The sequence below is a fragment of the Streptomyces laurentii genome, from assembly GCF_040635425.1.
Taxonomy (GTDB): domain Bacteria; phylum Actinomycetota; class Actinomycetes; order Streptomycetales; family Streptomycetaceae; genus Streptomyces; species Streptomyces laurentii.
The window spans coordinates 23,914-48,731 of the sequence record NZ_JBEYHT010000059.1 but is presented as its reverse complement, the minus strand read 5'-3'; the positions used below and the strand labels follow the sequence as shown (position 1 = coordinate 48,731).

Annotated in this window: 23 protein-coding genes; 12 read left to right on the top strand and 11 right to left on the bottom strand. The window is 72.5% G+C overall.

Features of this window, described 5'->3' with window-relative positions:
- The 4 genes from ABZ693_RS28925 to mca all read right to left on the bottom strand — a co-directional run.
- On the bottom strand, positions 1-1,915 hold a 1,915-nt coding region (locus tag ABZ693_RS28925; protein ID WP_359883181.1), incomplete at its 3' end, for a thioredoxin domain-containing protein.
- 161 nt (positions 1,916-2,076) lie between these two features.
- Positions 2,077-2,469, bottom strand: a complete 393-nt coding sequence (locus ABZ693_RS28920) for a rodlin (RefSeq protein WP_359883178.1) — start codon at positions 2,467-2,469, stop codon at positions 2,077-2,079.
- Positions 2,470-2,878: 409 nt separating this feature from the next.
- Positions 2,879-3,130, bottom strand: coding sequence for a hypothetical protein (locus tag ABZ693_RS28915; RefSeq protein ID WP_359883175.1), 252 nt, complete (start codon positions 3,128-3,130; stop codon positions 2,879-2,881).
- Positions 3,123-4,004, bottom strand: coding sequence for a mycothiol conjugate amidase Mca (gene mca, locus ABZ693_RS28910; protein ID WP_359883172.1), 882 nt, complete (start codon positions 4,002-4,004; stop codon positions 3,123-3,125). The genes ABZ693_RS28915 and mca overlap by 8 nt, the downstream gene beginning before the upstream one ends.
- 95 nt (positions 4,005-4,099) lie before the next feature.
- On the opposite strand from mca, the gene ABZ693_RS28905 reads away from it, so the two are divergent.
- The 4 genes from ABZ693_RS28905 (at position 4,100) to ABZ693_RS28890 (ending at position 10,265) form a co-directional block, all read left to right on the top strand.
- A complete protein-coding gene (locus ABZ693_RS28905) occupies positions 4,100-4,501 on the top strand; it encodes a DUF4307 domain-containing protein (protein WP_359883170.1) in 402 nt (133 codons plus the stop codon).
- Positions 4,502-4,719: 218 nt separating this feature from the next.
- Positions 4,720-5,217, top strand: a complete 498-nt coding sequence (greA, locus tag ABZ693_RS28900) for a transcription elongation factor GreA (RefSeq protein WP_359883168.1) — start codon at positions 4,720-4,722, stop codon at positions 5,215-5,217.
- 228 nt (positions 5,218-5,445) lie between these two features.
- Positions 5,446-7,872: a protein kinase domain-containing protein gene (locus ABZ693_RS28895; protein ID WP_359883166.1), complete on the top strand. Its 2,427-nt coding sequence runs from the start codon at positions 5,446-5,448 to the stop codon at positions 7,870-7,872.
- Between the two features lie 29 nt (positions 7,873-7,901).
- Positions 7,902-10,265, top strand: coding sequence for a protein kinase domain-containing protein (locus ABZ693_RS28890; protein ID WP_359883164.1), 2,364 nt, complete (start codon positions 7,902-7,904; stop codon positions 10,263-10,265).
- A gap of 24 nt (positions 10,266-10,289) precedes the next feature.
- On the opposite strand, the gene ABZ693_RS28885 is transcribed toward ABZ693_RS28890, so the two are convergent.
- The 3 genes from ABZ693_RS28885 to ilvA form a co-directional block, all read right to left on the bottom strand.
- Positions 10,290-11,147, bottom strand: a complete 858-nt coding sequence (locus ABZ693_RS28885; protein WP_359883162.1) for an ABC transporter permease — start codon at positions 11,145-11,147, stop codon at positions 10,290-10,292.
- Positions 11,144-12,235, bottom strand: coding sequence for an ATP-binding cassette domain-containing protein (locus tag ABZ693_RS28880; protein ID WP_359883159.1), 1,092 nt, complete (start codon positions 12,233-12,235; stop codon positions 11,144-11,146). Before ABZ693_RS28880 ends, ABZ693_RS28885 begins: the two co-directional genes overlap by 4 nt.
- A gap of 263 nt (positions 12,236-12,498) precedes the next feature.
- Positions 12,499-13,824: a threonine ammonia-lyase gene (gene ilvA, locus ABZ693_RS28875; protein WP_359883156.1), complete on the bottom strand. Its 1,326-nt coding sequence runs from the start codon at positions 13,822-13,824 to the stop codon at positions 12,499-12,501.
- Between the two features lie 157 nt (positions 13,825-13,981).
- Between ilvA and ABZ693_RS28870 the strand changes: the two genes are divergently transcribed.
- From ABZ693_RS28870 to ABZ693_RS28860, 3 genes are all read left to right on the top strand, one after another.
- A complete protein-coding gene (locus ABZ693_RS28870) occupies positions 13,982-14,500 on the top strand; it encodes a MarR family winged helix-turn-helix transcriptional regulator (RefSeq protein WP_359883153.1) in 519 nt (172 codons plus the stop codon).
- A gap of 265 nt (positions 14,501-14,765) precedes the next feature.
- A complete protein-coding gene (locus tag ABZ693_RS28865) occupies positions 14,766-15,146 on the top strand; it encodes a sigma factor-like helix-turn-helix DNA-binding protein (RefSeq protein WP_359883151.1) in 381 nt (126 codons plus the stop codon).
- The gene (locus ABZ693_RS28860; RefSeq protein ID WP_359883149.1) at positions 15,143-15,394 is read left to right on the top strand and encodes a hypothetical protein; all 252 of its coding nucleotides are present in this window, start codon (positions 15,143-15,145) and stop codon (positions 15,392-15,394) included. Before ABZ693_RS28865 ends, ABZ693_RS28860 begins: the two co-directional genes overlap by 4 nt.
- Before the next feature lie 158 nt (positions 15,395-15,552).
- Here ABZ693_RS28860 and ABZ693_RS28855 read toward each other — a convergent pair whose 3' ends face one another.
- A complete protein-coding gene (locus ABZ693_RS28855; RefSeq protein ID WP_359883146.1) occupies positions 15,553-16,707 on the bottom strand; it encodes a cystathionine gamma-synthase in 1,155 nt (384 codons plus the stop codon).
- 71 nt (positions 16,708-16,778) lie between these two features.
- Between ABZ693_RS28855 and ABZ693_RS28850 the strand changes: the two genes are divergently transcribed.
- Positions 16,779-17,897, top strand: a complete 1,119-nt coding sequence (locus ABZ693_RS28850; protein ID WP_359883143.1) for a hypothetical protein — start codon at positions 16,779-16,781, stop codon at positions 17,895-17,897.
- Positions 17,898-18,023: 126 nt separating this feature from the next.
- A complete protein-coding gene (msrA, locus tag ABZ693_RS28845) occupies positions 18,024-18,692 on the top strand; it encodes a peptide-methionine (S)-S-oxide reductase MsrA (RefSeq protein ID WP_359883141.1) in 669 nt (222 codons plus the stop codon).
- A gap of 459 nt (positions 18,693-19,151) precedes the next feature.
- On the opposite strand, the gene ABZ693_RS28840 is transcribed toward msrA, so the two are convergent.
- Complete coding sequence (locus tag ABZ693_RS28840) at positions 19,152-20,417, bottom strand: L,D-transpeptidase (protein WP_359883140.1); 1,266 nt, start codon at positions 20,415-20,417, stop codon at positions 19,152-19,154.
- A 282-nt stretch (positions 20,418-20,699) separates the two neighbouring features.
- Positions 20,700-21,110, bottom strand: coding sequence for a hypothetical protein (locus tag ABZ693_RS28835; protein ID WP_359883137.1), 411 nt, complete (start codon positions 21,108-21,110; stop codon positions 20,700-20,702).
- A gap of 109 nt (positions 21,111-21,219) precedes the next feature.
- On the opposite strand from ABZ693_RS28835, the gene ABZ693_RS28830 reads away from it, so the two are divergent.
- Positions 21,220-21,537 carry a hypothetical protein gene (locus tag ABZ693_RS28830; protein ID WP_359883135.1) on the top strand — a complete coding sequence of 106 codons (318 nt, stop codon included), beginning with the start codon at positions 21,220-21,222 and terminating at the stop codon, positions 21,535-21,537.
- A 308-nt stretch (positions 21,538-21,845) separates the two neighbouring features.
- Here ABZ693_RS28830 and hutH read toward each other — a convergent pair whose 3' ends face one another.
- Entirely contained in the window at positions 21,846-23,387 is a 1,542-nt protein-coding gene (gene hutH / locus ABZ693_RS28825; protein ID WP_359883187.1) for a histidine ammonia-lyase, read from the bottom strand.
- Between the two features lie 415 nt (positions 23,388-23,802).
- Between hutH and ABZ693_RS28820 the strand changes: the two genes are divergently transcribed.
- Both ABZ693_RS28820 and ABZ693_RS28815 read left to right on the top strand, forming a co-directional pair.
- Complete coding sequence (locus ABZ693_RS28820; protein WP_359883184.1) at positions 23,803-24,150, top strand: VOC family protein; 348 nt, start codon at positions 23,803-23,805, stop codon at positions 24,148-24,150.
- A gap of 194 nt (positions 24,151-24,344) precedes the next feature.
- On the top strand, positions 24,345-24,815 hold the full coding sequence (locus ABZ693_RS28815; RefSeq protein WP_359883132.1) for a hypothetical protein: 471 nt from the start codon (positions 24,345-24,347) through the stop codon (positions 24,813-24,815).
- The last annotated feature ends 3 nt before the right edge of the window (positions 24,816-24,818 follow it).

The window sequence follows — 24,818 nt, the reverse complement described above, 5'->3', positions numbered from 1 at the left end:
AGATCCGGGAGGGCCTGTGGACGAAACTTTCATCCACAGGCTGTGGAAGAAAGTTGCCGGCCCGCAGGGCGGTCCGGCGCAGCTCGCGGAAGTCCTCGTCCTCGGGGTCGCCGACGACGGCGATCTCGCGCGGCCCGTCGCGCAGCGCCTCGGCGGCGGCCAGCCCCCAGCCGATGAACCGGGGCGCGCGCGGCCCCAGCGCCTTGACCACGCCCAGGGCCTCCTCGGCGGCGGCACGGTGCGCGGCCGATCCGGTGTGCGCCGCGTACGTGAGAAGCGCACTGGCCGCCGCGGTCCAGCCGGACGGGGTGGCGTTGTCGGTGGGGTCCTGCGGGCGGCGGATCAGCTTCTCGGCGTCGTGGGCGGTGTCGTAGAGCGCGCCGCCCTCGCCCCGGAACTGGTCCAGGACGATGTCGAGCAGCAGCCCGGCGAACTCCAGCCACACACCCTCGCCGGTCACGGACGCGAGCGCCAGGAAGCCCTCGGCGACGTCGCCGTAGTCCTCCAGGACCCCGGCGTTGGCGCCCACGCGGCCGTCCTTGGAGGTACGGGCGAGACGGGCGCCGTCGTCGAGGTGCAGCCGGACCAGCAGGTCGGCGGCCTCGGTGGCGCGCTCGACCAGGTCGGGGCGGTCGAGCAGGGCACCGGTCTCGGCGAGGGCGGCGATGGCGAGGCCGTTCCAGGCGGCGACGATCTTGTCGTCGCGGCCGGGGCGCGCGCGTTCGGCGCGCGCCGCGAGCAGCCGTTCCCGGATGCCCGCGATCCGCCCGGCGTCGGCGACGCCCGCGTCCTGCGGGAGCTGGAGCACGGAGCTGCCGTGCTCGAAGGTGCCCTCGTCGGTGACGCCGAAGTGGCGGGCGGCGTACGCGGCGTCGTCCTCGCCGAGCACGTCCGCGAGCTGCTCCGGCGTCCACACGTAAAAGGCGCCCTCGACATGCCGGCCGGTGCCGTCGTCCGAGTCGGCGTCGAGCGCGGAGGCGAACCCGCCCTCGGGGGTGCGCAGTTCGCCGACCATGAAGTCGGCGGTCTCCAGGGCGACCCGGCGGGCCAGATCGCTGCCGGTGGTCCGCCACAGGTGCGCGTACACCCGGCACAGCAGCGCGTTGTCGTACAGCATCTTCTCGAAGTGCGGCACGGTCCAGGAGCGGCCCACGGCATAGCGGGCGAAGCCGCCGCCGAGCTGGTCGTAGATGCCGCCGCGGGCCATCGCCTCGCAGGTGTCCGTCACCATCTGCAGGGCGCCCTCGGCGCCGGTGCGGGCGTGGTGGCGGAGCAGGAACTCCAGCGCCATCGACGGCGGGAACTTGGGCGCGCCGCCGAAGCCGCCGTTCCGGGGGTCGTACTCGCGGGTCAGCCCGAGCAGCGCCTGCCCGAGCTCCGCGTCGCCGGGGGCGCCGTCGCCGCCGTACGCGAGGGAGCGCTCCGCGAGATCCTTGACGATCTTCCCGGCGACCTCGCCGACCTCGTCGCGCCGCTCGGTCCACGCCCGGGCCACCCCGTCGAGGACGTCGGTGAACGACGGCATCCCGTGCCGGGCCTCGGGCGGGAAGTAGGTGCCGAAGTAGAACGGCTCGGCGTCCGGGGTCAGGAACACGGTCATGGGCCAGCCGCCCTGCCCGGTGGCGGCCTGCACGGCCTCCATATAGACGGCGTCGACATCGGGCCGCTCCTCGCGGTCGACCTTGACGGCCACGAAGCGCTCGTTGATGAGCGCGGCGGTGGCGTCGTCCGCGAAGGACTCGTCGGCCATCACATGACACCAGTGACAGGAGCTGTACCCGACGCTGAGCAGCACCGGCACGGCACGGCGCCGCGCCTCGGCGAACGCCTCGTCCGACCAGGGCCACCAGTCGACCGGGTTGCCGGCGTGCTGGAGGAGGTAAGGGGACGTCTCATGGGCCAGTCTGTTCGGCATGCTCCCCATCCTCGCGTACGCTCCCCGGCCCCGCCCACGCGCCGCGGAAGCCTGTACGGGTCGACGTGTTGCCGTGTGCGTGGTCGTGTCGGAACGGCGGGCGGCCCCGGCCCCGCGCCGTGTGGGCGTGGGGCCGGGGCCGCCGTGCGGGGGCGTGTGGATCAGCCGCCGATGTTGCCGTTCTGCGCGAGGACCTCGCCCAGGATGTGCGACAGCGCGTCGTCGCCCTTCTGCTGCACGGAGTTCTGGGTGCAGGTCTGGCCCGAGACCGGGTTGCCGAGGAGGTCCTGAGCGGCGACCGGGATGGCGATGACGCCGATCGGCACCTGGGCCTGGAGCTTCTGGATGTCGAAGCAGTTCAGGACGCCGCCGTTGACGAGACCGAAGTTCGGGCTCATGTAGCCACCGGTGGTGTTGGCGCCGATGGACTGCGTGGACGTGTTGCCGATGATGTTGGCGGTGCCGCCGTCGTTTCCGGCCGCCATCGCCGTGGTCGCGGACATGCCGGCGACGGTCGCCGCGACAGCAGCAGTTGCAAGAACCTTCTTGATCACGAGTCTTCCTTCTTGAGCTCGGTGGCCCGGAACTGCTTCGTGGACCGAAGCGTGACTGACTGCTTCGTGGACCGAAGCGTCCTGATCAACTGCCTCAAGAAGGATTGGTTCCGCCGCGTCACTCGGATGCGCTATTCAGCACATGAACGCCACCGGACGGAGACTCGACGGTCAGCCGTTCGGGTGCGGGCCGCGCAGGTCGGGGGCGTACCGCCGCCGGCGTGCGAAGAAACGGCCGGGCGCCCCCGCGCGCCGCGCACGCCTCGTACTCCTCGCACGAGGGTCGCGCGCACCTCGCGTGGCGTCCCGTGCGGACGGCCTGTCGGTACGGACGACCGGCCGTCCGCACGGCAGGCCACGCGGAAGCGGGCCCCGGCGGGTGGTGCCGGGGCCCGGGAAAACGCGGAGGCTACTTCCCCGCCGTCCCGCCGGCCGGAGTGCCGGCCGGAGCGGCGCCCGCCGCGGCCGCGTCCGGCGCCTCGGCGAAGTCGACCTTGCCCATGTGGCGGTTCATCGACTTCATCAGGCCCCAGACCGCGACGGCCAGGACCGCGAAGACGACGAACCCGAGGACGCCGGGAGTCACCTTGCTTTGGTCCAGGTCCTTCGCCGCCAGGGGGACGATCTGGGTCAGTACCAGGTGTGCGCTCATGTCAGTCATTGTCGCGGATGCCCGCGAAGAGGTCGCTCTCGGGGAGGGCGGTGTCGACGAAAGACTTGCTGAGCTCGTATTCCTCCGTCGGCCAGACCTCCTTCTGGATCTCCATGGGCACCCGGAACCATCCGCCGTCGGGGTCGATCTGGGTGCGGTGGGCGATCAGCGCCTGGTCGCGGGTCTCGAAGAAGTCCGCGCACGGCACGAAGGTGGTGAGCGTGCGCTCCTTGCGCTCGAAGTCGTCCCAGCGCTTCAGCCAGTCCCCGTACGGCGACTCCAGGCCCCGGTCGAGCAGCGCCTGGTGCAGGGCCTCGGTGCGCGGGCGGTTGAAGCCCTGGTTGTAGTAGAGCTTCCGCGGCTGGTACGCGGGGCCGAACTCGTCCTCCGGGTACTTCACGGTGTCGACCGCGCCGTCGAAGGCGGCCATCGTGACCTTGTGGGTCATGATGTGGTCGGGGTGCGGGTAGCCGCCGTTCTCGTCGTAGGTGGTGACCACCTGGGGACGGAAGGCGCGGATCTTGCGGACGAGCCGGCCGGCGGCCGCGTCCACGTCCTCCAGCGCGAAGCAGCCCTCGGGCAGCGGCGGCAGCGGGTCGCCCTCCGGCAGACCGGAGTCGACGAATCCCAGCCACTCCTGGCCCACGCCGAGGATCTCGCGCGCCGCGTCCATCTCCTTGCGGCGCACCTCCCGGATGTTCGCCTCGACGTAGGGGTCGCCCTGGAGCTTCGGGTTGAGGATGGAGCCGCGCTCACCGCCCGTGCAGGTCACCACCATGACCTCCACCCCCTCGGACACGTACTTGGCCATGGTCGCCGCGCCCTTGCTCGACTCGTCGTCGGGGTGGGCGTGAACGGCCATCAGTCGCAGCTGCTCAGTCAAGGCTCGATCCTCAGTGATTCGTCGCTTGGGAAGGTCTCTATAGTGACGGAATCGGGGGTGGGAAAATTCCGGCCCCGACGGCGAGAGGAACGATCATGAGCGCGGTGCGAGAGTCGCTGCCCGAGGGGCGCTACGGCCGCTCCGCGGACGAGCGCGCCGACCGCAAGCTCAAGATCGTCGGCTCCGTGCTCGGCGGCCTGATGGTGATCCTGCTCGGCTGGTTCGGCTGGTACTACGTCGTCGGCAGCAAGATCAGCGCCGAGGTGATCCGGTTCCAGGTCACCGGCGAGAACGAGGTCCAGGTCCACCTGGAGATCCGCAAGGACGACGACGTGACCGGCGTCTGCACGGTGCGCTCGCAGTCCGAGGACGGCGCCGAGGTCGGCCGCAAGGACCTCCCCGTCGACGAGCGCGGCACCCGGCTCGACAAGATCTACACGATCCGTACGACCGCGAAGGCGACCAGCGCCGAGCTGCTGGGGTGTACGGCACGGTAGCGGTGGGTAGGGAAGCGGGCGACAGCGAAGCCCCGCCGGTTCACCCCGGTGACCTGGGGTGACGTAAAGCTCGTGGTTTATGTCCTCCCGCTTTTCGCCACTCATTGTTAGGCTCGTGGTTTCGTCCGTTCGAAAGGCGCACGCTTGAAGCAGGAGCTTCGGCGCGCGCCTTCCGTGCAGGGCGAGCTCTTTATTCCCAGTACCTACGAGGAGCACCTGTGACCCAGACCAGCGACAACGTCACCTGGCTCACCCAGGAGGCGTACAACAAGCTCAAGGACGAGCTTGAGTACCTGTCTGGTCCCGCGCGTACCGAGATCGCCACCAAGATCGCCGCTGCGCGCGAGGAAGGCGACCTGCGCGAGAACGGCGGGTACCACGCGGCCAAGGAAGAGCAGGGCAAGCAGGAGCTCCGGGTCCGCCAGCTCACTCAGCTCCTGCAGAACGCCAAGGTCGGCGAGGCCCCGGCGGACGACGGCATCGTCGAGCCCGGCATGGTCGTGACGATCGCGTTCGACGGCGACGAGGACGACACCCTGACGTTCCTGCTCGCCTCCCGTGAGTACGCCAGCGACACCATCGAGACCTACTCGCCGCAGTCCCCGCTCGGCGTGGGCCTCAACGGCAAGAAGGCCGGTGAGGACGCCGAGTACGAGCTGCCGAACGGCAAGATGGCCAAGGTCAAGATCCTCAGCGCCAAGCCGTACACCGGCTGAGCGGCGCTGCCGACGATCGCCTGACCTCGGCCGACAGCGGCCGACAGCGCGGCTGACAGCGGCTGCCGGCGGACGGGCCGGATCCCCCTGGACGGGGGTTCCGGCCCGTTCGCGTACCCCCGGCGAGGCCCGGTCCCGGCCCCCGTCGCGTTCGACATGCCCATGCAATGATCAAGGGCCGGCCGGACATGGGGACCGCCGGACCAGGGACAGGGGGCGACGGGGCTGATGCTGGGACCGCTGCGCGAGGGCGCGCCACGGCGGATCGGACCGTACGAGATCCTGGCGCGGCTCGGCGCCGGCGGCATGGGCGAGGTGTACCTGGGGCGGCGGGACGACCCGGACGCCCCTTCCGGTGCGTACGCCGCCGTCAAGACCGTACGCCGTGACGTGGCGGGCGAGCCCGCCTTCCGCGACCGCTTCCGCCGCGAGATCCAGGTCGCCCGGCTGGTCCGCAGCGCGTACGCCGCCGCGCCCGTCGGCGGGGACGCGGACACCGGACTGCCGTGGCTGGCCACCGCGTACGTCCCCGGGCCGAGCCTGTCCCAGGCCGTCCGGCGCGGCGGCCCGCTGCCGGTCGCCACGGTGCGGGCGCTCGGCGCGCGGATCGCCCGCGCGCTCGCCGATCTGCACGCGGCCGGGGTGCTGCACCGCGACCTCAAGCCCGGCAACGTGATGCTCGCCGTCGACGGGCCGCGCCTGATCGACTTCGGCATCGCGCGGGCGAGCGGCGCCACCACCCTGACCGCGACCGGGATGATGGTCGGCACGCCCGCCTTCATGTCGCCCGAGCACGTGGCGGGCGCGCGGCGGGTGACCGGGGCCTCGGACGTCTTCTGTCTGGGGTCCGTCCTCTGTTACGCGGCGACGGGCGAGGATCCGTTCGGCGACGGGCCGCTGGCGGCCGTCCTCTACCGTGTCTCGCAGGCCGAGGCGGACCTCGAACGGGTGCCGGAGGAGCTGCGCGGGATCGTCGCCGCCTGCCTGGCGCTCGACCCGGCGGACCGGCCGGACCCCGAGCGGCTGGTGGAGCTGCTCGGCGGCGTCGGCGGGCGGATGCCGGCCTGGCCGGAGGCCGTACGGGAGCACATCGGCGCGTACGGGACGGAGCTGGCGCAGCTCGTCGCGGCGGGCGGCCCGCTCCTGGAGGTGCCGGCGGCGCCCGCCCCGGCCGTCCCCGCGCCCGGCCCGCTCGACCCCATCGACCCGCACGCCGCGCCGACCATGGGCCCGGCCGGGGCGCCCGCCCTTCCGCCGGCGCCGCGTCCGAAGCGGCGCGGGCTCATCGCCGCCGTGGTGGCCCTCGCGGTCCTGGGCGGCGGGCTCGGCACGTATCTGCTGTGGCCCGGGGCGCGGCCGGAGCTGATGCCCGCCGAGGCCGACCCCGCCGCGCCCGCCACCGGTCCGCGGGTGCCGGGCGTCGACGACCGGGGGCTGATGGACGCGTCCGGGGTCGTCCCGCAGAACCTCACCCAGCGGCCGGCCGGCTGGAAGCCGTGGCGCGCGAAGCTGACGGCTCCGGCGTTCGGCTGCTCGGCGAACGAGAAGGCGCTGGTGTGCCGGACGACGGACGGGCGCTACGAGGCACTGGACCCGGCGAACGGGAAGCCGCTGTGGCAGGCCGACCTGGTCGAGGACGAGCGGGACGACCGCAGCTTCATCAGCGGCACCGGCGGCCTCTTCATCGCCGGGAGCACGGCACGGCCGGTCGTCCACGACGGGCTCGTCGTCCTGGCCTCCGACGGCCGGATCCAGGTGCGGGACGCGCGCGGCGGCGCGGTCGCCTGGGAGAAGCGGGGCGGGGGCTCGACGGGCGAGGCGAGCCGCCCGATCGTGGCCGACGGCATGGTCTTCACCCTCACCCAGGCTCCCGGGGCCGCCACCCTGGGCCGCGCCGGCCTGGCCGCCTACGCGCTGGCCGACGGCAGGAAGCTGTGGGAGAAGCAGCTCACGAACGACGTGACCGCGAAGGTCGACATGCGGCATTTCGAGCCGCTCGCCTACGCGGCGGGCACGGTGTACGCGCTGAGCGACGGCGGGCTGATCGCGTACGACGCCAGGACCGGCGCCGTACGCGGCCAGGTGGACGACGACGCCCGTGTCTGCGAGGTGGTCAAGGTCCTCGGCACGCGCGCGTACTGCACCGGCATCGTGCGCCAACGCGGGGCGGCGCCGGAGGCCCATCTGCTCGACGCGCCCTCGCTCGCGACCCGGGCGAACCTGCCGGCGCCGGTCGCGGACCTGGACCCGGCCGTGCTCACCGAGCGGACGGCGGCCGGCCTCGACGGCGAGGCGGGCGCGCTGAAGGTCTTCGACCCGCGCGACGGGAAGGAGCTGGGCTCCTTCCCGGTCAAGGCCGCCCCGGCCGGGCTCGCGCAGGCGTTCTCGGCGCCGCTGCTCGCGGGTGACCAGGTGGTGTTCGCCGACTACTCTGCGCTGTACACGGTGCGGCTGGGCAAGGGCGGGAAGCCGGTCGGGCTGCGGACCGCATCCGTCCCAGGGGCACCGGGGGCGCGGGCCGAGAAGAGGCCGGACCCGGTGAACGGGATGGACTATACCGACATGCTGCGCGGCCCGGAGGTGCTGCCGGTCGGCGGGATCGGCTACCTCGTGTACGACCAGGGGGTCGTGACCTCCCTGGAACTCCCCCGGTGACCCCTCTCGGCGGAAAGGCGCACTGACCCATGCTCGAAGCACTGCCCGCCGGGCCGCCCCGGCTCGTCGGCCCGTACCGTCTGCTCGCCCGGCTCGGCGCCGGCGGCATGGGCGAGGTCCATCTGGCCTGCCGGACGGACACGCCGACGGCCGATCCGTACCGGATGGTCGCGGTGAAGACCGTCCGCGAGGACCTGGAGGTCGACGGGGACTTCCGGACCCGTTTCCGGCGCGAGATCACGGCGGCGCGGGCGGTGGACAGCCCGTACGCGGCCCGGCTCGTGGACGCGGACGCCGAGGCGGCCGCGCCGTGGCTGGCGACGGAGTACGTGCCGGGGCCCTCGCTCGCCGAGGCCGTCGTACGGACCGGGGCGCTCCCGGTCGCGGCGGTACGGGCGCTCGGGGCCGCGCTGGCGCGGGCACTCGACGCGGTGCACGGGGCCCAGGTGCTGCACCGGGACCTGAAGCCGGCGAACGTGCTGCTCGGCGCGGGCGGGCCGAAGCTGATCGACTTCGGTATCGCGCAGGCCTTCGAGGCGACGGCGCTGACGTCGACGGGCCTGGTCGTCGGCTCGCCCGGGTTCATGTCGCCGGAGCATCTGGTGGGCAACCGGGCGGTGGTGCCCGCCTCGGACGTGTTCTGTCTGGGGGCGGTGCTGGCGTTCGCGGCGAGCGGGCGGGGGCCGTTCCACGACGACGAGATGGCGGCGGTGGTCTTCCGGATCAGCCGGGCCGAGGCCGACCTGGCGGGCGTGCCGGAGGAGTTGCGGCCGCTCGTGGAACGCTGTCTGCGGCTCGATCCGGCGGAGCGGCCGTCGGCGGCGGAGCTGGTGGGGCTGCTGGGCGGGGACGCGGGGGCGGAGCCCGCTTCGGGTTCCGGGGCGTTCCCGTGGCCGGGCGGGGTGCTGTCGCTGCTCGCGGAGTACGGGGAGGCGGCGCGGCTGGCCGGGGAGGCGGCCTCGTCGGGCGCGGGCGTGGCGGATCTGCCGACGCTGGGGCCCGCCGTGCCGTACTCCCCCACGGCGGTGGGCGCGCGGCCGGTGGGCGCCGCCTCGGAGCCCGAGGCGCGGCGGCGGCCGTGGGGCGCGCTCGTGGCGGGCGCCGTCGCGGTGGCGGTGCTCGCGACGGCGGGTGCGGTGCTGCTGGGCCGGCAGGGCGACCAGGACGGCTCGGGCGGTCAGGGGGCTCGGGGGCCGTCGGCCGGGTCCGGTGCCGGTGCCGGTGCCGGACCCGGTGCCAGTGGGTCGCCCGCGGTGAAGGTGCTGGACCATGTGGTGCTGCCGTACGGCGGGGAAGGGCACCCGGGCGACTTCGGGACGGCGGGCACGGACCGCGCGGCCCGGCCGGCGGGCTGGTCACCGTGGGCGACGAAGACGGATGTGGAGGTGAGCGCCTGCGCGCTCACCCCGAAGACGCTGGTATGTGCCGGGAGCGGCGGCGCGGCGCTCGGCCTGCGGGCGTCGGACGGGAAGAAGCTGTGGTCGGTGGCGCGCCGGACGGCGCCCGAGGACTTCGGGGTGCGGTCGTCGCCGGGCTATCCGGCGGTCGTCGGCGACACCGTGTACGTCACCGGCCGGGACGGGGTGACGGCGTACGGGGCCGACGACGGCAAGGAGCGCGGGAAGGTGGCGGCGCCCGGTCCCGAGTGGGCGCCGAAGGGCTCCGACCTGCTGGACGGTGTCCTCTACTCCGGCTTCCTCCACCGCACCGACGAGACCCGGGGCCTGGCGACCGCCGTGAAGCTGGACGGCAAGGGCGGCGGCACGGAGCTGTGGCGGCGCGAACTCGGCGGCATCCCCGAGCAGGTGGTCGCCGCCCGGGGGCGGGTGTACGTGACGGTCAGCGGGGTCGTACCGGTGGCGCTCGACGCGGCGACCGGCAAGGAGACCGCCCGCGGCGCGGGTGATGTGCAGTGCGCCACGATGATCGTGCACCGGGACGCGGTGCTGTGCCACACCTCCCGGGACGGCGGCGTTCCGGTGCTCGACGCCGAGACCCTGAAGCCGCGGCGCACCCTCGCCACCGGCTTCCCGGTCGGCGCCGGCCCGGCGGTGAACGCGGACGGCACGGTGGCGGTGGTGGGCGGCCTCGACGGCGCCACCGTGATCACCTACGACCTGGCGAGCGGCCGGGAGTCACGCCGGGTGCCGAACTCCCGCCTGGACACGGCGGACGCGGTCTTCTTCGCGGGCGACCGGGTGCTCGCCGCCGCCAAGCAGTCGGTGCAGTCCCTTCCGGTGTCCGGCCGGGTGGAGGCGGTGAGACGCACCCGTAAGGCGCCGGTCCCCGACGGCGTCGACGCGGCCCTGCTGACCCGCGCCGAGGCCGTGATCAGCGGCGGGGCCCTCTTCCAGCCCTTCGACGGTCTGGTGGTCTCCGGCTATCTGCCGTGACCGGGCGCCGGTCGGTCACGGGCATCACCCCGCGGCCGACCGGTACTTGCGCACCGCCAGGGTGCGGAAGACCACGACGATGAGCAGGGACCAGAGCAGCGAGGCCCAGACCGGGTGCTGCATCGGCCAGGCGTCGGACGGGGACAGGCCGGGGTCGCCGAAGAGCAGGCGGCAGGCCTGGACGGTGGCGCTGAACGGGTTCCAGTCGGCGACGTGCTGCAGCCAGGGCGTCATCTGGCTGGTGTCCACGAAGGCGTTGGAGACGAAGGTGACCGGGAAGAGCCAGATGATCCCGCCCGAGGTCGCCGCCTCCGGGGTGCGGACGGAGAGGCCGATCAGCGCCCCGATCCAGGTGAACGCGTAGCCGAGGAGGAGCAGCAGGCCGAAGCCGGCCAGGATCTTCGCGAGGTTGGTCGGCGCCTCGGAGCCGGGGCGCCAGCCGACGATGAGCGCGACGGCCGCGAGGACGAGCAGGGTGATGGCGGTCTGCACCAGGTCGGCGAGCGTACGGCCGGTCAGGACCGCGCCGCGCGCCATGGGCAGCGAACGGAAGCGGTCGATGAGGCCCTTGTGCATGTCGTCGGCGATGCCCGCGCCCGCGCCGGCCGTGGCGAAGGTGACCGTCTGGGCGAAGATGCCGGCCATCAGGAAGTTCTTGTACACGGACGGGTCGGTGGTGCCGCCGATCTTCATCGAGCCGCCGAAGACGTACGTGAAGAGGATGACGAACATGACCGGCTGGATGACCCCGAAGAGCAGCATCTCGGGAATCCGGGTCATGCGGATCAGGTTGCGCTGGGTGACGACGAGCGAGTCGCCGATCGACCGGGCGAGCGCGCCGCGTACGCGGGGCTTCGCCAACGTGTCGGTGGTCGCGGTCACTTGACGGCCTCCTTCCGGGCCTTGGCCTTGCCTCTTCTGCCAGGGCCGTCGCCGCCACTGCCGTCCTTGCCGCCCTTGCCGTCCTCACCCTCCGCCTCGTTCTCACCGTCCGTGCCGTTCTCGGACTCCGCCCGCTCGGCGACGTGGCCGGTCAGCGAGATGAAGACGTCGTCGAGGGTGGGGCGGCGCAGTCCGATGTCGTCGATCTCGGCGCCGGCCGCGTCGAGATCACGGATGACCTCGGCGAGGATCCTGGCGCCGCCGGTGACGGGGACGGTCAGTTTGCGGGTGTGCTCCTCGACGGAGATGTCGCCGTGCCCGAGGCCGGGCATCGCGTAGCGCGCCAGGACCTCCCGGGCGGGAGCGATCATCTCGCGGCCGTGCACGACGACTTCGACGCGCTCGCCGCCGGTCTGGGCCTTGAGCTGGTCGGAGGTGCCGCGGGCGATGACCCGGCCGTGGTCGACGACGCAGATGTCGTGCGCGAGGTGGTCGGCCTCCTCCAGGTACTGGGTGGTGAGCAGGAGGGTGGTACCGCCCGCGACGAGTTCCTGGATGACCTCCCACAGGGCCTGGCGGTTGCGCGGGTCGAGGCCGGTGGTGGGCTCGTCCATGAACATGACGGGCGGGGAGACGACGAGCGCGGCCGCGAGGTCGAGGCGGCGGCGCATGCCGCCCGAGTAGGTCTTGGCGGTGCGGTCGGCCGCGTCGGCCAGGCCGAAGCGCTCCAGGAGCTCGTCCGCGCGGGCCTTCGCCCCCTTGGCGCTCATCTGGTAGAGCCGGCCGACCATCCGGAGGTTCTCCCGGCCGGTCAGATACTCGTCGACGGCCGCGAACTGGCCGGAAAGCCCGATCGCGCGCCGCACCTCGTCGGGGTGCTTGAGCACGTCGATCCCGGCGACGACGGCTCTGCCGCTGTCGGGTGTGAGGAGGGTGGTGAGCACGCGTACGGCCGTCGTCTTCCCCGCGCCGTTCGGCCCGAGGAGACCGAGGACGGTGCCTTCGGGGACGTCGAGGTCCACGCCGTCCAGAGCTCGTACGTCACCGAAGGCCTTGACCAGACCTTCGGCGTGGATCGCGCCTGGCATGTGACTCTCCCTGTGATTCCAGAGATTTCCGCGTCAGATCGGGCCGTGTGCGGGAGTGTCCGCACAAGTCTAGATACGCCGAACGGACAGCGCTCAGCGGAGCTGTGACCCGGAGCACACCCTAACGCGATACATCGCGATATACAAGCCGTATAGGCCGAACCCGATTTCGCAAGTCCTTACTCCACCGCCCGCCCTCGCCCCTTGGCCCGCACCCCTCCGACCACGCTTCCGCTCCCGGCTGTCAGCCCCGGCCCCGGCCTTCAGCCCATCACCGGATAGCCCGCGTCCCGCAGCGCCGCCGTGACCTCCTCGCAGTGCTCGGGCCCCTTCGTCTCCAGGTGCAGCTCCACCTCCGCCTCGGTCAGGCCGAGCCGCGGATCGGTGCGTACGTGGCTCACGTCCAGCACGTTCGCGTCCACCACCGTCAGCACCGCGAGCAGCGTCGCGAGCGCCCCCGGACGGTCCGTCACCCGCAGCCGCAGGCTCAGATAGCGCCCCGCGGCGGCCATGCCGTGCCGCAGCACCCGTTGCAGCAGCAGCGGGTCGACGTTCCCGCCCGACAGCACCGCCACCACCGGCGCCCGGCCCCGGAACGCCTCCGGATCGGCCATCAGCGCCGCCACCGGGCTCGCCCCGGCCGGCTCCACCACCAGCTTCGCCCGCTCCAGGCAGAGCAGCAGCGCCGAGGCGAGCGCGTCCTCGGAGACGGTGCGGATCTCGTCCACGTACTCCCGCACCAGCCCGAACGGCACGTCGCCGGGCCTCCCCACCCGGATCCCGTCGGCCATCGTCACCGGCGCCTCGACCGCCACCGGATGCCCGGCCGCCAGCGACGGCGGATACGACGCCGCGCCCTCCGCCTGCACACCGACCACCCGTACGTCCGGCCGCAGCGACTTCACCGCGAGCGCGATCCCGGCCACCAGACCGCCGCCGCCGACCCCGACCACGACCGTCCGCACCTCCGGGCACTGCTCCAGGATCTCCAGGCCGACCGTGCCCTGCCCGGCGATGACGTCGGGATGGTCGAAGGGGTGGATGAAGACCGCGCCGGTCTCGCGCGCGTACGCCCCGGCCGCCGCGAGCGCCTCGTCGACGACATGCCCGTACATCCGGACGTCCGCCCCGTACGCGCGTGTGGCGGCCACCTTCGGCAGCGGCGCGCCCAACGGCATGAAGACCGTCGCCCGCACCCCGAGCAGCTGCGAGGCGAGCGCCACCCCCTGCGCGTGGTTGCCGGCGGAGGCCGCCACCACCCCGGCCGCCCGCTGGTCGGGCCGCAGCCCCGCGATCCGTACGTACGCGCCGCGCACCTTGAACGAACCCGTCCGCTGGAGGTTCTCGCACTTGAGGTGCACCGGCCCCGCCACCAGCGCGGACAGATGGCGGCTGCCCTCCAGGGCCGTCGTCCGGGCCACCCCGGCGAGTGTCTTGCGCGCCCCGCGCACATCGTCCAGGACCACCGCGCCGGCACCGGCGCCCGGGGCCGGATACCGCGCCCCGGCGTGCTCCCCACCGGGCTTTCCGCTCCGGTCTCCGAAGCGGTCGCGCCCGGGACCGGAGAGGTCAGACGTACCGAAGCTCATGGCCGCAGTCTCCCAGTCCGGCGGCCTCCCGGCCTGTCGGGCGAGCGGCCGCCTTACCCAAATCCGAGCCGGTTCATGCAGCCCAGGTACGGACATCGTCCGGTCCGCGTACTCTGTCCCCCACCACCAGCCCTCCCCACGAGAGAGCCTCACAGCCATGCCCTCGTCTCCGGACATGACGACAGCGCTCGACCCCGGTCTCCTCGACGCCCTCCAGCACCAGGTGGCCGTCTTCGCCCGGAGGGCCGAGCAAACCCGGCTCGGCGGCACCGGGCAGCTGCGCACGTCGATGGACCGCGCCGCGTATCTGCTGCTCAACCGGCTCGACCGGGAGGGCCCGATGGGCGTGAAGGCGCTCGCCGCCGGCATGGGCATCGACTCCTCGACGGTCACCCGCCAGGTCGCCCCGCTCGTCGACACGGGCCTGGTCAAGCGCACCTCCCACCCCGAGGACGGGCGCGCCGTGGTCCTCCAGCTCTCGGCCCGCGGCCGGGCCCGTCTGGAGGAGGTCCGGGACTCGCGCCGCCAGCTGATGGCGGAGGTCACCGAGGGCTGGACGCCGGACGAGCGGGAGTCGTTCTGCACCCTGCTCACCCGCTTCAACTCCGCCTTGTCGGCACGGCAGTCGGGCACTCCTCCACACGCTCCGCACACGCAGTCCGTGCCGACGTCTTGACCCTGGCCCGGCGCTGTTCTCAGATGAGGACGTGCGCGAGTCGAACAGTGGCCGATTCGGCAGCCAGGCAGGAGGCCGGATCGGCGGCCCGGCCGGCGGCGGAGGTCGGGGCAAGAACAGGGCCAGAGGAAAGACCGGGGGGCGATCGGCCGGGACCGCCCCCGGGAGCGGCGCGGGCGCCCGGCCGGGGTCCGGGCCGGGACCCGGGCCGCAGGCTGAGCCGGGGGGCGAAAACGCCGCCCGCAACCGGGAGTTCGGCGCGTTCGTGTCCGGTGCGGCCGGCCGGCTGCTGCATGTCGCGACCCTGCTGACCACCGAGCCCGCCCACCGCAATCCGCTCGCCCAGGAGCTGCTGACCGCCGCCCTCGCCCACACCTACGCCCGCTGGGACCGGCTGCGCGGCGAGGACCCGTACAACGAGACGCGCGCCGATCTCGCCACCCGCTTCGCCCGCACCGCCTGGCGCCATCACCGCGGCCGGGGCGGCGTGCTGTCCGCGCTCACCCCGCAGGAACGTCTCGTCGTCGTGCTGCGGCTGCACGAGGGGGTGGCCGAGGAGCAGACGGCGGCGCTGCTCGGCCTGCCCGAGGAGCGGATCCGGGCGGTGTGCTCGCGCTCCGTGAGTCATCTGCGGGAGGCCTCGTGAGCCGCCACGAACGCAAGGAGGACGAGGTCCGCCGGATGCTGGACGGCTCCTATCCGCACGTCCCGGGCGACCTCGGCGTCCGCGCCGTGACCCGCGGGATCCGGCTGCTGCGGCGGGACCGCGTGGTGCGGCGGATCTGGTGGGCGCTGCTCGCGGTGGCGGTCGTCGCGTTCGTCGTCTGGGCGTCCCTCGCCCGTCCCTGGGAGGTGCCGCCGGCGGGGACGACGCCCCCGCTCGACGGCATATGACCGTTCCACGGCCACCGCGGCTCGTCATAGGACAGCCGTGGGACATCCGTACGGCCACCGCGTGGAAGCCGTACGGTACGGGCCCCGAGCCGCGAGCCGCAGCCGCAGCCGAGGAACCCGTACCGTACAGAAGGCCGGAGGACCGGCCGGGACACGACCTAGCCCAGCGCCTCGCGCAGGTCCGCGATCAGGTCGTCCGCGTTCTCGATGCCGACCGACAGACGGACCAGGTCCGCCGGGACCTCGAGCGCCGAACCGGCCACGCTCGCGTGCGTCATCCGGCCCGGGTGCTCGATCAGCGACTCGACGCCGCCCAGGGACTCGCCCAGGGTGAACAGCTTGGCGCGGTTGCAGACCTGCACCGCCGCCTCCTCACCGCCCTCGACGCGGAAGGAGATCATGCCGCCGAAGGACCGCATCTGCTTGGCCGCGGTCTCGTGCCCGGGGTGCTCGGCGAGGCCCGGGTAGAGGACCTGGGTGACCTTCGGGTGCCGGGTCAGCATCTCGGCGACCTTGCCGGCGTTCTCGCTGTGCCGGTCCATGCGCACCGCGAGCGTCTTGATGCCACGCAGCACGATCCAGGAGTCGAAGGGGCCGGCCACGGCGCCCATCGCGTTCTGGTGGTACGCCAGTTCCTCGCCGAGCTCCGCGTCGGCCGTCACCAGGGCGCCGCCGACGACGTCGGAGTGGCCGCCCATGTACTTGGTGAGGGAGTGCACGACGACGTCCGCGCCGAGCGCGAGCGGCTGCTGGAGGTACGGCGAGGCGAAGGTGTTGTCGACGACGAGCTTCACCCCGGCGTCGGCGGCCACGCCCGCCACGGCCTCGATGTCGGTGATGCCGAGCAGCGGGTTGGAGGGGGTCTCGACCCAGATCAGCTTGGTGCGGTCGTTGACGGCCGCGCGCACCGACGCCAGGTCGGACGTGTCGGCCACGGAGAAGTCGACGCCCCAGCGCTGGACGACCTTCGCGAAGAGCCGGAAGGTGCCGCCGTACGCGTCGTTGGGGATGACCACGTGGTCGCCGGGTGCCAGCAGCGTACGCAGCAGGCAGTCCTCGGCGGCGAGCCCGGACGCGAAGGCGAGGCCGCGGCGGCCGCCTTCCAGGGCCGCGAGGTTCTCCTCCAGGGCGGTACGGGTGGGGTTGGCGCTGCGGCTGTACTCGTAGCCGCCGCGCAGTCCGCCCACGCCGTCCTGCTTGTAGGTGGAGACCTGGTAGATGGGCGGGACGACCGCGCCGGTCAGCGGGTCGGCGGTGTTGCCCGCGTGGATGGCACGGGTCTCGAAACTCTGGTGACTGTGCTGGTCGCTCATGGTCAAGGAGCGTAGTCGCGCGGGGCCCCGGCCCGCCCGTGGTCTCACCCTTCGTACGGAACAATGGACACATGGAGATTCTCTGGTTCCTGATCGCGGTCGGGATGATCGTCAGTGTCGTGGGCCCCTTCGTGTGGCGGCGCGGGCGAGGAGCCGGGCGCGGCGTCATCCGGCAGGTGGCCCCGGGCTCGCCCGACGCGGCGGACCCGGAGGTCTACGGCTTCCTGCGCCAGGAGGACCAGGACGTCCGGCTGCCGGGGCCGGACCGGGATCTCCTCGATGTCCTCGACGTCGTACGGAAGACGCAGGACTGGCGGGCCGCCTCGCAGCTCCTGAAGGGCACCGAGCAGGAGGGCGAGACGCGCTGGCAGCGGGTCCAGGCCTTCGCCGGGGCGGCGTCCCTCGAACTGGCGGAGCGGCCGGGCGAGGGCGGCGGGTGGCTGCGCGCGTGGCATGCCGACGCCCCCAAGGATCCGGGCGGCGCGCAGGTGTACGCGGAGTTCCTGGTGCAGCAGGCGTTCCGGACGACGACGTCCGGCAGCCGGGACTTCGGGATCATCCTGGAGGAGGCGCGGGGCGCCTGCGAGCAGGCGGCGGCGCTGACGCCGGGCGACCCCGTGCCGTACATCTCGCAGCTGGCCGTGGCGCGCGGACTCGGTTACTCCGGCGAGGAGTTCGACCTCCTGTGGGCGAAGATCATCGACCGCGCGCCGGCGCACATGGGGGCGCATCTCGCCGCGCTCCTCTACTGGTGCGAGAAGTGGCACGGCTCGCGCGCCGAGGCGGACCGCTTCGCGACCACCGCCGCCGCGCGCGCCCCGCACGGGTCGCTGCTCGCGGCGCTGCCGCTGTTCGCGGTCTTCGAGAACCGGCCGGAGATCGTGGTCGGCGTGGACTTCTTCCGTACGGCCGTGGTCACGAAGGCCGTCGAGGGCGCGATGTACGCGGTCCACTCGGCGCGGCCGGACGACCCGATGCTGGCGCACGTACGGCATCTGCTGGTGCGCTTCCTGATGGGCGCGGAGCGCTGGACGGAGGCGATGACGCTGCTGCTGCGGGTGGACGGGTACGTGGGCGCGCTGCCGTGGACGCTGGCCGAGGACCCGGCGTTGGAGTACACGGTGCACCGGAACCTGGTGGTGGCCGGGTTCGAGTCGACGGGCGGCAGCCCGGCGACGCTGGCGGGCTGAGGGCGGCGGCGGGCGGGCAAGGGCTCGCGGACAGGGGATCGCAGGCGGGGGGAATCCTCCGGGTGTGGGGTGCGTTGTTCCTTTCGCGCCGACCGCCGAGGGCCGACCGCCGAGGAGAGATGCCGTATGTTCCTGTCCCGCCCCACGCCCGTCCTCCCGACCGCCGACCAGGCCCTGCGCGGGCGCCCCGAGCCCGGATTCCCCGTCCCGGAGCGCCACACGGTCCTCGGCACCCGCCTGCTCGGCCCGTACCCCGAGGGCCTGGAGACGGCGGACTTCGCCCTGGGCTGTTTCTGGGGCGCCGAGCGGAAGTTCTGGCAGACGGAGGGCGTGTACACGACCCTCGTCGGCTACCAGGGCGGCTTCACCCAGCACCCGCTGTACGAGGAGGTCTGCTCGGGCCTCACCGGCCACACCGAGGTCGTCCGCGTGGTCTTCGACCCGTCGGTGGTCTCGTACGAGCGCCTGCTGAAGCTGTTCTGGGAGTCCCACGACCCGACCCAGGGCTACCGCCAGGGCAACGACGTCGGCACCCAGTACCGCTCGGCCGTCTACACCCACTCCCCCGCCCAGGCCGCCACGGCCGGAGCCTCCCGCGACGCCTACCAGCAGGTCCTGACGGCCGCCGGCCACGCCGCGATCACCACGGAGATCGCGCCCGCCGACGCCCACGCCTTCTACCCGGCCGAGGCGTACCACCAGCAGTACCTCGACAAGAACCCGGCGGGCTACTGCGGCATCGGCGGTACGGGCGTGTCCTGCCCGGTCGGCATCGCGCAGGCGCCCGGGGAGTGAGCGAAGCGCCCCTTCCCGGTCCCTGATCAGGGCGTCGTCCGCGGGTCCCGATCAGGACGTCGTCCGGCGGCGGCCGGTGAGGACCAGCAGGCCGCCGAGAACGGCGAAGGCCAGGAGGACGGCACCGAAGACCGTGGCCCCGCCGGCCAGGCCCACCGCGTCGCGTCCGCGTCGCCGGCCTCGACGCCCTGTTCCCCGGCCTGCTCGCCCTGGTGGCCGCCCGGACCCCGGCCGAGGCCTGACGGGAACACGGCCCGACGGGACGCCGGACCGGACGCCCTCCCGGCGGACCGGATTCAAGCGCGGGTGCCGGTGCTGGTGCCGGTGCGCGTGCGCGCCGCCGTACGTGGTCACGCAAAAAACATGCCGGGGCATGTCCCCCGGGGGCGGTTGCCCCGGTGGTCATGCCCCGGCATGTGCGTAAGGGAGAAGCTCCGCTGGCGAAGCCCCGGCGTCGGGTCAGGCGACCGAGCCGGCCTTCCAGGTCGCCCAGTCCATGTTCCAGCCGTTGAGGCCGTTGTCGGGGGCGATCGTCTTGTCCTTGGAGTTCTTCACGATGACGACGTCGCCGACGATCGAGTTGTCGAAGAACCAGGCACCCTGCTGGTTCGGGTCGCCCGCGCCCTTGGCGTCGGCGAGGCCCACGCAGCCGTGGCTGGTGTTCACGCTGCCGAAGATGGAGCGGGAACCCCAGTAGTTGCCGTGGATGAAGGTGCCGGAGGTGGACAGGCGCATCGCGTGCGGCACGTCCTTGATGTCGTACTCGCCCTTGCCGTCGGAGTCGGTGAAGCCGACGGTGGCGCCGTTCATCCGGGTCTCCTTGAACTTCTCGGAGATCACCATCTGACCGTTGTAGGTGGTGTTCTCCGGGGAGCCGGCGGAGATCGGGATGCTCTTGACCGTCTTGCCGTCCTGGGTGACGGTCATCATCTTCGTGGCGACGTCGACCGTGGAGACCTGGTTACGGCCGATCTTGAAGGTGACGGTCTTCTGCTGGACGCCGAAGACGCCCGGGGCACCCTCGACGCCGTCGAGGTCCAGCTTGAGGGTGACGGTCGAGCCCTCGGCCCAGTAGTTCTCCGGGCGGAAGTCGAGGCGGGTCTGGTTGAACCAGTGCCCGACGACCTCCTGGCCGGAGCTGGAGCTGACGCTGATGCCGCCCTGGACGGCCTTCTTGTCGCTGATCGACTTGTTGAAGTTGATCGAGACGGGCATGCCGACGCCGACGGTCGAGCCGTCCTCCGGCGTGAAGTTGCCGATGAAGCTGTTGGCGGCCGAGACGGTCGTGAACGAGGAGTTCTCGTGCGCCTCCAGGCCGGCGGCGTCCTTCGCGGTCGCGGCGATCTTGTAGACGGTGGCACGCTGGAGGGCGGTGCTCGGCTTCCAGCTCAGACCGTCGGCGGATATCTCGCCCTGCACGGCCTTGCCCTCCCCGGAGGTCATGGTGACCTCGGTGAGCTTGCCGCTGCTGACGGTGACCTTGGCGTCGTTGTTGATCGAAGCGTTCTGGGCACCGTTCTTCGGCGCGATGGTGATCTGCGCCTTGGACGTCTTCTGCGCGGCGGCCTCGTCGACCTGCGCCTGCGACTGGCCGCTCTGCGAGGCGCCGGTGCCACCCGTGTCGCCGTCGTTGCACGCCGTGAGCACCAGAACGCCGCCGAGGACCGCGGCCGCCGCCGCCAGGCCCTTGCGACGCTTGCCGTCCGTCATCACACGCTTCTCCATCGTCGCCGAAAACCTGCCACTAACCACTGAAACACCCCTGCGAGCCCACCCGGTTCCATAAGCGGGGGGTTTGTGGGGAACACCACTGATCATCACGTACTTCAGGAGCCTTCGGTTCCCCTCATGGCCGCTCTGACACCGGTGTGGCCGGTCTGTGGCTGGTCCGTGGCCGATCCGTGGCCGTCACCTGGCCGATACGGATCCGCAATGGGTTCCGGTACGGGCTCCCGTTCGGGCCCCCCGGGGGTGCCGCCGCCCCAGAGGACCCGTAGGGGAAGCGGGTCAGGCGCGCCGCTCCGTACGCCCCTCCTCCTCGTACTCGCCCTCCTCCTCTTCGTCTTCCTCTTCGTCGTCGCTGTCGTCCGCGGTGTCGTCGTCCTCGTCGAGGCCCTCGTCGAGGTCCCACATCCCCGCGTCGGGGTCGTACTCGACATCCTCGCTGCTCCAGGACGCCTGGACGAGTTCCACCCCGGGCACCGTCGCGACCAGGTCGAAGGGGTCCACGAGGTACGCGAGCGCCTCGGCGGCGTCCTCGTCGACGGCGGCCCGGGTCTGCGTGCGGTCCTCCGCCGGCAGCGACGGGTCGGCGTCGATCCGGCCGACGGCGGCCTCGGACAGGGCTTCCGGACCGTCGATCTCCAGCACGAGGTCGACGCGAAGCCGTACATAGCGTGATGTCTCGGGAGTACTCATAGCCGGAGCGTAGAGCGCCGAGGGGCCTCCGATTTCGCGCGACCCGCTGCGTTCATTAGCATCGAAGTACCCGTCAATTCCGGGTTTCCGCAAGGGGGATCGCAACATCGTGTCCATCGCCCGACGCCCGCTGCTCACCGCCATCGCCGCGGGGATACTGCTCTGCGCGCTGTGGTTCGTGCCGTCCGCGAAGACCGCCGGGGGCGAGGGCAGAACGGACGGCACCGAGTCGGCCACGACGACGGACATGGCCGACGTGACGAGCCTGGGGGCCACGGACTTGGCGGACGACGGGGACTCCGCGCCGCCTACCCCGGCCAGTACCGCCGGCATCACTCCGTACGTCCTCGGCGGAACGATTCTGCTGGGCCTCGGCGCCGGTTCCGTGACACTGGCGACCCGCCGCGTCGGCGGCACCCGTACCTGATCCCGCCGCGAGCACGGCGAAAGGCGCGGCGAAGGGCACGGCCCGGCGGTTCGTCCATCGGACACCCACCGTCGGTCCCCGGCGTTCAGGCGGTCTCGGGCGTGGCGCGGCACTTCGACGCTCACCGGCGCCTTGTCGCCCGGCTCCCGTGTGCGTCCACGCGCCCGGAGAGCGCGAGGTGATGGCCGCGCCACTCGAACGCGACCATCACCTCGTCCGCGCCAAGCAGATGATCCTCGCGGACAAGGCTTCGACAGGAAGGGATGCGAAGCCTTACGGGTACGAGAGGGGGGTGACGGGTGACGAGGTCACGCCAGCGGCCCCGTCACCGGCTCGACGGCCGCGACCAGCCGGCCCGCGCGGACGAACGCGTCCGAGGCGGCCAGGTCGGGCGCGAGGAAGCGGTCCGGGCCGGGGCCCGCGACGCCGGCCGCGCGCAGGGCGGCGATGGCGGCGGCGGAGGCGGGCGCCGGGCTCAGGCCGTGGCGGAGCTCGATGCCGCGCGTGGCGGCGTACAGCTCGACGGCGATGACCCGGGTGAGGTTGTCGATCGCGGTGCGCAGCTTGCGGGCGGCGGACCAGCCCATGGAGACGTGGTCCTCCTGCATCGCGGAGGACGGGATGGAGTCGGCGGAGGCCGGGACGGCGAGCCGCTTCATCTCGCTGACCAGGGCGGCCTGCGTGTACTGGGCGATCATCAGGCCGGAGTCGACGCCGGCGTCGTCCGCGAGGAACGGCGGCAGGCCGTGCGAGCGGTTCTTGTCGAGCAGCCGGTCGGTGCGGCGCTCGGCGATGGAGGCGAGGTCGGCGGCGGCGATCGCGAGGAAGTCGAGGACGTACGCGACGGGGGCGCCGTGGAAGTTGCCGTTGGAGCGGACCTCGCCGTTGGCGAGCACCACCGGGTTGTCGACGGCGGCGGCCAGCTCGCGCTCGGCGACCAGCCGGGCGTGCGCCATGGTGTCACGGCCGGCACCGGCGACCTGCGGGGCGCAGCGCACCGAGTAGGCGTCCTGGACGCGCGGGGCCTCGCCGCTCTGGTAGTGGCCGGTGAGCTCGGAACCCTTGAGCACGGCGAGCATGTTGGCGGCGGAGTCGGCCTGGCCGGGGTGCGGGCGGATGGCGTGCAGCTCGGGTTCGAGGACCTTCTCGGTGCCGAGGAGGGCTTCGAGGGAGAGGGCGGCGGTGACGTCGGCCGACTTGTAGAGGGTGTCGAGGTCGGCGAGGGCCATGATCAGCATGCCGAGCATGCCGTCGGTGCCGTTGAGGAGGGCGAGGCCCTCCTTCTCCTTGAGCGCGACGGGCGCGATGCCGGCCGCGGCGAGCAGGTCGCCGGCGGGCTTGACCACGCCGTCGGGGCCCTCGGCGTCGCCCTCGCCCATGAGCGCGAGCGCGCAGTGGGAGAGCGGGGCGAGGTCGCCGGAGCAGCCGAGGGAGCCGTACTCGTGGACGACCGGGGTGATCCCGGCGTTGAGGACGTCGGCCATGGTCTGCGCGACCTCGGGGCGTACGCCGGTGTGGCCCGAGGCGACGGTCTTCAGCCGCAGGAACATCAGCGCGCGGACGACCTCGCGCTCGACGCGCGGGCCCATGCCGGCGGCGTGCGAGCGGACGATGTTGCGCTGGAGCTGGGCGCGCAGGTCGTGGCCGATGTGGCGGGTGGCGAGGGCGCCGAACCCGGTGGAGACGCCGTAGACCGGTTCGGGCTTGGCGGCGAGCGCGTCCACGGTGGCCCGGGCGGCGGCGAGCGCCTCGACGGCGTCGGATGACAGCTCGACGCGCGCGCCGTGGCGGGCGACGTCGACGACGTCCTGCGGGGTGGTGCCGGACGTCCCAAGGACGACAGTCTGCATATCCATATTCAGCACCCTACGGACTGAAGAGCGCCATGTCACTAGTCGACTTGCTCAGTCTGTCGGGTCCGCTCCCCACCCCTCCGGAACGGCACAGGTCGGGGTCCCGGGACACGCCGTTCACCGGTCCCCCGCTCCGGCTGGACCGCCATCGCCACCGCTGTCGCCATCGCCGCGCGGTGTCAGGACGGAGGCGGGCCGGAAGGAGCCGACACCCGTGCTCGGGCCGCGGCGCGCACCTCGGGCGTCTCCATCGGATCACCGCTCAACACGGCGATCCGCCTCAGAACCTCTGGGCTCACGGGTGCCGAGGTGATGGCCGACAGCCGTGCCGTCTCCTCGCGGTCCCAGAGGGACTCGGTGAGGACGAAGTCCAGGCCGCTGCGATCGATGGCGATCAGCGCTTCGAGGCACGCTGTCCGCTCGCCGTGTCGTGCCGATCATCCGGTCGGAAGCCGCGCAGGAGAGCCGGGAGTTCTACGGGCTGCTGGGCTTCGAGGAGGTCATGAACCACGGCTGGATCATGACGCTCGGCTCCCCGGCCGCCCCCGCCGCGCAGATCAGCGTCATGACCGAGGACGCGACCGCGCCGGTCACGCCCGACATCAGCGTCGAGGTGGACGACGTGGACGCGGCGTACGCGGCCGTGCGGGCGAGCGGTGCGGAGATCGTCCATCCGCTGCGGGACGAGGAGTGGGGCGTACGGCGGTTCTTCGTCCGGGACCCCAGCGGGCGGGTGGTCAACGTGCTGAGCCACCTCTGATCGACCCCCGGACCGGTCGAGAGGTCGCGGGCGGCCCGGCTGAGGTGTGTGCTGAGGTGTGTGGGGCTGGTGGAGAGTCGTGTCGCACCCCCGGCCCATGCAACCGCGCCGCCGAAATCAGCGACTCTTCTTGTGCGTTGCATGGCAGGGTGGCCGGGAGTCGGTGTCCGGCCGACCGAAGAGACGGGGGTCTCATGGCATGGGAAGAGTGGGAACAGGCCAAGGCGGCGGTGGCGGCCTCAGGCGGGGGCGATACCGGGATGCGGCTGAACTCGGTCGGCCCCGGCGAGAGCGGCGGCGCGGATCTCGTCGTACGCCAGGACGATCTGGGCGCTGTCGGCCATGAGGCGTTCATCCTCCATGGCGAGCTGAACAAGAAGGGTGACATCGCGGCGGCAGGTTCCGGGAACGGCTCCTCGGGGTCCACCATGCAGGCGGCGGCCGCGCTCAAGAGCCATCATCTCGGGCTCGGTTCGGAGCTGGAGACGACCGTCGAGATGTGGACCTCGCAGGTCAAGCACGTCCTCCAGGCATGCGCGCATATCTCCAACCACCTTGATTTCAGTAAGAAGATGAGCCAGAACGACGACGAAGCCATCGCCGCCAGCGTCAGTGGTCACAGCGGGCCGGTGCCCGTTTCCGCGCTGAACGATTACTTCAAGTAGGGG

Bases quoted from the DNA above. Each gene is read 5' to 3' on its own strand.
- ABZ693_RS28915 (WP_359883175.1), bottom strand. From the start codon at position 3,130: ATGACTGACATGAGCGCACACCTGGTACTGACCCAGATCGTCCCCCTG.
- ABZ693_RS28815 (WP_359883132.1), top strand. From the start codon at position 24,345: ATGGCATGGGAAGAGTGGGAACAGGCCAAGGCGGCGGTGGCGGCCTCA.
- ABZ693_RS28905 (WP_359883170.1), top strand. From the start codon at position 4,100: ATGAGCGCGGTGCGAGAGTCGCTGCCCGAGGGGCGCTACGGCCGCTCC.
- hutH (WP_359883187.1), bottom strand. From the start codon at position 23,387: ATGCAGACTGTCGTCCTTGGGACGTCCGGCACCACCCCGCAGGACGTC.
- ilvA (WP_359883156.1), bottom strand. From the start codon at position 13,824: ATGAGCTTCGGTACGTCTGACCTCTCCGGTCCCGGGCGCGACCGCTTC.
- ABZ693_RS28850 (WP_359883143.1), top strand. From the start codon at position 16,779: ATGGAGATTCTCTGGTTCCTGATCGCGGTCGGGATGATCGTCAGTGTC.
- ABZ693_RS28880 (WP_359883159.1), bottom strand. From the start codon at position 12,235: ATGCCAGGCGCGATCCACGCCGAAGGTCTGGTCAAGGCCTTCGGTGAC.
- ABZ693_RS28870 (WP_359883153.1), top strand. From the start codon at position 13,982: ATGCCCTCGTCTCCGGACATGACGACAGCGCTCGACCCCGGTCTCCTC.
- msrA (WP_359883141.1), top strand. From the start codon at position 18,024: ATGTTCCTGTCCCGCCCCACGCCCGTCCTCCCGACCGCCGACCAGGCC.
- ABZ693_RS28835 (WP_359883137.1), bottom strand. From the start codon at position 21,110: ATGAGTACTCCCGAGACATCACGCTATGTACGGCTTCGCGTCGACCTC.
- ABZ693_RS28890 (WP_359883164.1), top strand. From the start codon at position 7,902: ATGCTCGAAGCACTGCCCGCCGGGCCGCCCCGGCTCGTCGGCCCGTAC.
- ABZ693_RS28855 (WP_359883146.1), bottom strand. From the start codon at position 16,707: ATGAGCGACCAGCACAGTCACCAGAGTTTCGAGACCCGTGCCATCCAC.
- ABZ693_RS28895 (WP_359883166.1), top strand. From the start codon at position 5,446: ATGCTGGGACCGCTGCGCGAGGGCGCGCCACGGCGGATCGGACCGTAC.
- ABZ693_RS28840 (WP_359883140.1), bottom strand. From the start codon at position 20,417: ATGGAGAAGCGTGTGATGACGGACGGCAAGCGTCGCAAGGGCCTGGCG.